The organism is Pseudomonas aegrilactucae, assembly GCF_019168305.1.
Classification (GTDB): domain Bacteria; phylum Pseudomonadota; class Gammaproteobacteria; order Pseudomonadales; family Pseudomonadaceae; genus Aquipseudomonas; species Aquipseudomonas aegrilactucae.
Genome location: NZ_JAHTBI010000116.1, coordinates 1 through 6,164 on the forward strand (window position 1 = coordinate 1; position 6,164 = coordinate 6,164).

General features: G+C 62.8%; 7 protein-coding genes. All 7 read left to right on the plus strand.

The annotated features are described in order from the left end of the window. Nucleotides 1-189: 189 nt before the first annotated feature. The 7 genes from KUO17_RS24770 (at nucleotide 190) to KUO17_RS24800 (ending at nucleotide 6,129) form a co-directional block, all read left to right on the plus strand. The gene (locus KUO17_RS24770) at nucleotides 190-771 is read left to right on the plus strand and encodes an alpha/beta hydrolase (RefSeq protein WP_217978195.1); all 582 of its coding nucleotides are present in this window, start codon (nucleotides 190-192) and stop codon (nucleotides 769-771) included. A 65-nt stretch (nucleotides 772-836) separates the two neighbouring features. Further along, a complete protein-coding gene (locus tag KUO17_RS24775; protein WP_217978196.1) occupies nucleotides 837-1,781 on the plus strand; it encodes a sigma 54-interacting transcriptional regulator in 945 nt (314 codons plus the stop codon). Between the two features lie 161 nt (nucleotides 1,782-1,942). After that, nucleotides 1,943-2,728, plus strand: a complete 786-nt coding sequence (locus KUO17_RS24780; RefSeq protein ID WP_217978197.1) for a MetQ/NlpA family ABC transporter substrate-binding protein — start codon at nucleotides 1,943-1,945, stop codon at nucleotides 2,726-2,728. Between the two features lie 447 nt (nucleotides 2,729-3,175). Next, nucleotides 3,176-3,841 carry an amino acid ABC transporter permease gene (locus KUO17_RS24785; protein ID WP_217978198.1) on the plus strand — a complete coding sequence of 222 codons (666 nt, stop codon included), beginning with the start codon at nucleotides 3,176-3,178 and terminating at the stop codon, nucleotides 3,839-3,841. Next, on the plus strand, nucleotides 3,822-4,481 hold the full coding sequence (locus KUO17_RS24790; protein WP_217978199.1) for an amino acid ABC transporter permease: 660 nt from the start codon (nucleotides 3,822-3,824) through the stop codon (nucleotides 4,479-4,481). Before KUO17_RS24785 ends, KUO17_RS24790 begins: the two co-directional genes overlap by 20 nt. Beyond that, nucleotides 4,478-5,254: an amino acid ABC transporter ATP-binding protein gene (locus KUO17_RS24795; protein ID WP_217978200.1), complete on the plus strand. Its 777-nt coding sequence runs from the start codon at nucleotides 4,478-4,480 to the stop codon at nucleotides 5,252-5,254. Before KUO17_RS24790 ends, KUO17_RS24795 begins: the two co-directional genes overlap by 4 nt. Next, complete coding sequence (locus KUO17_RS24800) at nucleotides 5,251-6,129, plus strand: transporter substrate-binding domain-containing protein (protein WP_217978201.1); 879 nt, start codon at nucleotides 5,251-5,253, stop codon at nucleotides 6,127-6,129. The genes KUO17_RS24795 and KUO17_RS24800 overlap by 4 nt, the downstream gene beginning before the upstream one ends. Nucleotides 6,130-6,164 lie beyond the last annotated feature (35 nt).

The window sequence follows — 6,164 nt, forward strand, 5'->3', positions numbered from 1 at the left end:
CTGCAACGTACCATGGCCTGTTAGATCACCGTTGTCAGCCCTGTTTGCACGGCATTGGATCTCTGGCGCGACCATCGGCAGCAAAAAACTGGTTTTTAGTTATTAACAAATAGCTTCTTATTCCTTTACGAATATAACCCCCGCCCTATACTTGCCCTCATGCAATGCAAACCCAGCAGGAGGCATCCCATGCGCAATGAGTCGATTCGTTACCTGATTGTGCCGGGCTGGCAAGGATCGCCAGACGATCATTGGCAGACCCACTGGCAGCACAGCCTGCCCAACAGCGCCCGCGTCGAACAGGCCGACTGGCTCACGCCACGCCGCGAAGACTGGGTGGCCGCGCTCGAACAGGCCATCGCCGCCGACACCTCGCCAGTGATCCTGATCGCCCACAGCCTGGGTTGCATCACCGTCGCCCACTGGGCCGCGGACGCCAGCGCCAGCCTGCTGCGCCAGGTGCGCGGCGCCTTGCTGGTGGCCCCGGCCGACGTCGAACGCCCGGCCTGCGCGCCAGCGCTGCGCAACTTTGCACCGATCCCGCAGAACCGCCTGCCGTTCCCCAGCCAGGTGGTTACCTCCGACAACGATCCGGCCGTCAGTGCACCACGCGCCATGCAACTGGCCCGCGCCTGGGGCGCCGAAGCCGGCGTGCTCGGCGGCGCCGGGCATATCAACGTCAAGTCCGGACACCGGCGCTGGGAGCAGGGCTTCGCCTACCTCTATCGCCTGCAGAACCGCCTGGAACAGCACGCACTGCGCCGCGCCTGATAACGGTGCTGCCCACCTTCATTTAAAAACGTCCGCGCCGTGAGTCGCCCGGGCGGGAGTTCGCCATGAGCCTTCACGATACCTACGGGCAGCCGCTGCTGACCTTTCCCGAAAGCGACAAGAGCCCGCTGAGCATCCGCGCCAAGGCGCTGGTGTTCGTCGACCCACGCTCGCGCCAGCTGCGCGAAGAACTCGAACTGCTGGCGCCGCTGGCGCTGCCAGTGCTGATCCGTGGCGAGACCGGCACCGGCAAGGAACTGCTGGCCCGCCAGATCCACCGCGCCAGCGACCGTGGCGGCCTGTTCGTCTCGGTCAACTGCGGCGCCATCAGCCCTACCTACGCCGATGCCGAACTGTTCGGCTACAGCGCCGGCGCCCACAGCGGCACCGCCAGCAGCCGCGCCGGCTGGTTCGGCTCGGCCAACGGCGGCACCCTGTACCTGGACGAGATCGCCGACCTGCCGCTGCCGATCCAGGTCAAGCTGCTGGCAGCGCTGGAAAACCGCGAGGTCATCCGCGTCGGTGCGCAGCAGCCCAACCCGGTGGATGTACGCCTGGTGGCCGCGTCCAGCATCGACCTGGCCCAGGCCGTGGAGGCCGGCAAGTTCCACGACCGCCTCTACCACTACCTGCACGAAGGCCGGCTGGAGCTGCCGGCGCTGCGCGAGCGCATCGGCGACATCCTGCCGCTGGCCGAGTATTTCATCGGCATCTACAGCCCGCGCCTGAACCTGGCCGTGCCGCCGCTGCTCAGCGACGCCGCGCAGCGGGTGCTGGAGCTGCACAGCTGGCCGGGCAATACCCGCGAGCTGGAAAACGTCATTCACTTTGCGTTGCTGGTCAGCAGCGGCGACGAGATTCTGCCGCAGCACCTGAACCTGCCAACCCCGCTGCAGGCGCTTTCGGCCCAGCTCGACCAGCTCTGCCGCCTGGGCCAGCCTGGTGAGCGCAGCGCATTGCAGGCGCTGTTGCAACAGGTTTCATCGCGCCTGGCGCAATCGGCTACCTGAGCCATGCGCCGTGCATAATTGAAAATGGAATAAGCAGCTAAGCAAAAGATATTGTTCTGGAATAAAAAATCTAAGTATTGTCCGCATCACGCCAGCTGGCACACTGCTGGCCCCCTCTTTTTGCCGTCGACCGATGGCCGTTATTCGAACAAGGACTGCGCATGAAAAAGGCTCTGTTGTTGACTGCATTGGCAGCCGCTCTGTCGGTTGCAGGTTTTGCCCAGGCCGGCGAAAAGCTGGTGGTAGCGGCCACCCCGGTACCTCATGCCGAGATCCTCGAACTGATCAAGCCAACCCTGGCCAAGGAAGGCGTAGACCTGGAAATCAAGGTGTTCACCGACTACGTGCAGCCTAACGTGCAGGTCGACCAGAAGCGCCTGGATGCCAATTACTTCCAGACCCTGCCGTACCTGAAGAACTTCAACGAAGGCAAGGGCACTCACCTCGAGACCGTGATCGGCGTGCACGTCGAACCGTTCGGTGGCTACTCCAAGAAGGTCAAGAGCCTGGCCGAGCTCAAGGACGGCGCCACCATCGCTATCCCCAACGAGGGCTCCAACAGCGGCCGTGCATTGCTGCTGCTGCAGAAGGCCGGCCTGATCGAGTTGAAAGACCCGAAGAACGCCCTGGCCACGCCCAAGGACATCGTCAAGAACCCGCACAACTTCAAGTTCCGCGAGCTTGAATCGGCCATGCTGGCACGCGTGCTGGACCAGGTCGACCTGGACATGATCAATACCAACTACGCGCTCGAAGCCGGCCTGAACCCGGCCAAGGACGCCCTGGTGATCGAAGGTTCCGATTCGCCATACGTCAACTTCCTGGTGGCCCGCCCGGACAACAAGGACAGCGACGCCATCCAGAAGCTTGCCAAGGCGCTGACCAGCCCTGAGGTAAAAACCTTCATCGAGAAGAAGTACAGCGGCGCGGTACTGCCGGCGTTCTGATCCGACCGATAGAGCACCCATTGAAAAACGCCGACGCCGGTTACCCGGGTCGGCGTTTTTGCGTTGCAGCGGCTCAGCGGGCGGTGTTGACCGCGCGGCGCAGCGCTGTGAGCAGTTTGAGCAATTCGGCAGGATCGAGGGCTGGCTTGGCGCTGTTCATGGTTATCTTCCTTGTCAGAGGCACGGTTAACGGGCCGTGATCGGCAGCGGTTGGATAGCGTTTTTGTAGGAAAGATCCCGGCGCGAGGAAGGATTTTTCCGGTTAGCCATTTGCGTGATATCAATATGCAATAAAGATATTTAAATAAATATTTTTATAGCTTTAGAGTATTACCCAAGTGCTTACCGGCACACCCAACCCAAGCCCGTCGCCGCCCGTCTACCCCCGGGCCGGTTAGAGATCATCCCCATGCAGCGCAATCCCGTTTGTGCATCGAGGCCGCTTCCATGAGCTTCGACGTCGCTTTTATCCTTAGCACATTGCCGGCGTTTCTCAAGGCTGTCGGGGTGACCCTGCAGGTCGGCCTGATCGCCATCGCCACCTCGCTGGTGGTGGCCGTGCTCAACACCGCAATCCTGGTCTACCGCACGCCTTACCTGCACCGGGCAGTGGGCCTGTACGTGGAACTGGCGCGCAACACGCCGCTGTTGATCCAGCTGTTCTTCGTGTACTTCGCCTTGCCCACCCTGGGCCTGAAGGTCTCGGGGTTTGCCGCGGCGATCATCACCATGACCTTCCTGGGCGGCGCCTACCTCACCGAGGTATTGCGCGCCGGCGTCGATGCGGTGCCCACCGGACAACTGGAGTCGGGGCGCTCGATCGGCCTGTCCGAGGGCCAACTGCTGCGCCATGTGATCCTGCCCCAGGCGGGCATTCTCAGCCTGCCGGCGCTGTTCGCCAACTTCATCTTCCTGCTCAAGGAAACCACGGTGGTTTCGGCGGTGGCGGTGCCGGAGATTCTCTACACCACCAAGAGCTACATCGCCCTGTACTACAAGACCTACGAAATGCTCGCGGTGCTCACGCTGATCTGCGTGCTGCTGTTTCTGCCGTTGTCGCTGCTGCTCAGCCGCCTGGAAAGGAGGATGCAACATGGCCAGTTCGGGTCTTGAACTGCTGCTGATCTCGTTGCCGCAACTGGCCAAGGGCGCGGGGCAGACCCTGGCGATCTCGGCGCTGGGCATCGTGTTCAGCACCCTCGGTGGTGTGCTGTACGGCGTGCTCGCCACCCTGGGCAAGCGCAGTGTGAACGTGCTGCTGCGCATCTACCTGGAACTGTTTCGCGCGATCCCGGTGCTGGTGTGGCTGTACCTGCTGTTCTTCGGCCTGCCGATCTTCTTTGCCGTAAGCCTGCCCAGCTTCTGGTGCGCGGTGCTGGTGCTGTCGCTGTGGGGCGCCAGCGAGGTCGGCGAGGTGGTGCGTGGCGCGCTGCATTCGCTGCCGCGCGGGCAACGCGAGGCGGGCCTGTCGATCGGCCTGGATGGCTGGCAGCTGTACGGCTACGTGCTGTTGCCCCAGGCGCTCAAGCGCATGACGCCGCCGACCATCAACCTCTACACGCGCCTCATCAAGACCAGCTCGCTGGCGGTGCTGATCGGCGTGGTGGACGTGATCAAGGTCGGCCAGCAGATCATCGAGCGCACCTATGAATCGGTGCTGATCTACGGCGTGCTGTTCCTGTTCTTTTTCTTCATCTGCTACCCGCTGTCGGCCGCCTCGCGCGCGCTGGAGCGGCGCTGGACACACGCATGAGCGCATTGATCGAGTTCAAGGGTTTCAACAAGTTTTTCGGCGAGCAGCAGGTGCTCAAGGACATCGACCTGCAGGTGCACAGCGGCGAAGCGCTGGTGATCCTCGGCCCCAGCGGCTGTGGCAAAAGCACCTTGCTGCGGTGCCTCAACGGCCTCGAGGTGGCCCACAGCGGCAGCCTCACGCTCGACGGCAAGGAGCTGCTGAGCAAGGCCACCGACTGGCGCCAGGTGCGTCAGCAGGTGGGCATGGTGTTCCAGAGCTACCACCTGTTCGGTCACATGAGCGTGATGGAGAACCTGCTGCTGGGCCCGCTCAAGGTGCAGAAGCGCGACCGCTTCGAGGCACAGGCCCAGGCCGAGGCGCTGCTGGCGCGGGTCGGCCTGCTGGACAAGCGCGATGCCTACCCGCGTCAGTTGTCGGGCGGCCAGCAGCAACGCATCGCCATCGTGCGTTCGTTGTGCATGAACCCGCAGGTGATGCTGTTCGACGAGGTGACCGCCGCACTCGACCCCGAGATGGTCAAGGAAGTGCTGCAGGTGATCCAGGGCCTGGCCCGTGACGGCATGACCTTGCTTATCGTGACCCATGAAATGGCCTTCGCTCGCGCGGTGGCCGACCGCATCGTGTTCATGGAGGCCGGCAGGATCCTTGAACAGAACCCACCCGAGCGCTTCTTTACGGACCCGCAGACCGCACGCGCGCAGCAGTTCCTGGAGAAATTCTCCTTTGTTGAAAGCCTGCCCAAGAAGACACCTCTCAAGGAACATTCATGAAGACTGCCCACGCTTCAAAACTGCTGCTGTCGCTGTTTACCCTGGCCGTGCTGGCCGGTTGCAACAAATCCGCAGAGCCGAGCAAGCCGGCGGCCAGTGGCGCGACGCCTGCCACCAGCTACCTGGAGACCATCAAGGCGCGCGACAAATTGATCGTTGGCGTGTTCACCGACAAGCCGCCGTTCGGTTTCGTCGACGAGAGCGGGCGTTATGTCGGCTTCGACACCGACATCGGCCGCGAGCTGGCCAGGTCGTTGCTGGGTGACGAAAACAAGGTCGAGTTCGTGGCGGTGGAGCCGGCCAGCCGGATTCCGTTCCTGCAGAGCGACAAGGTCGACCTGATCCTGGCCAACATGACCGTGACCCCGGAACGCAAGGAAGCGGTGGAGTTCACCAACCCGAACCTGCGCGTGGCGGTGCAGGCGCTGGTGCCTGAGGGGAGCGAGGTGAAGACGCTGGACGACCTGGCGGCCCGGACCACCATCGTCACCACCGGTACCACGGCGGATATCTGGCTGACCAGGAACCATCCGGACTGGAAACTGCTCAAGTTCGAGAAGAACTCCGAGTCGTTGCAGGCGTTGGCCAATGGCCGTGGCGATGCGTATGCGCAGGACAACCTGATCCTGTTCAGCTGGTCGAAGCAGAACCCGGGCTACCGTGTGCTGGAAGAGAAGCTGGGCGAGGAAGCGCCGATTGCGCCGGCAGTGAAGAAGGGCAACATCGAGCTGCGTGACTGGGTCAACAGCGAGCTGGCGCGCCTGGGCGAGCAGAAGTACCTGCTCAAGCTGTATGACCAGTACGTGCGCAAGGAACTGAGTGATGACACCAAGCCGGAGAGCGTGATTGTCGAGGGGGGCAAGTGGCAGGGTTGAGGCCTTGACACCGTGTTGCGCCCTTCGCTGGCAAG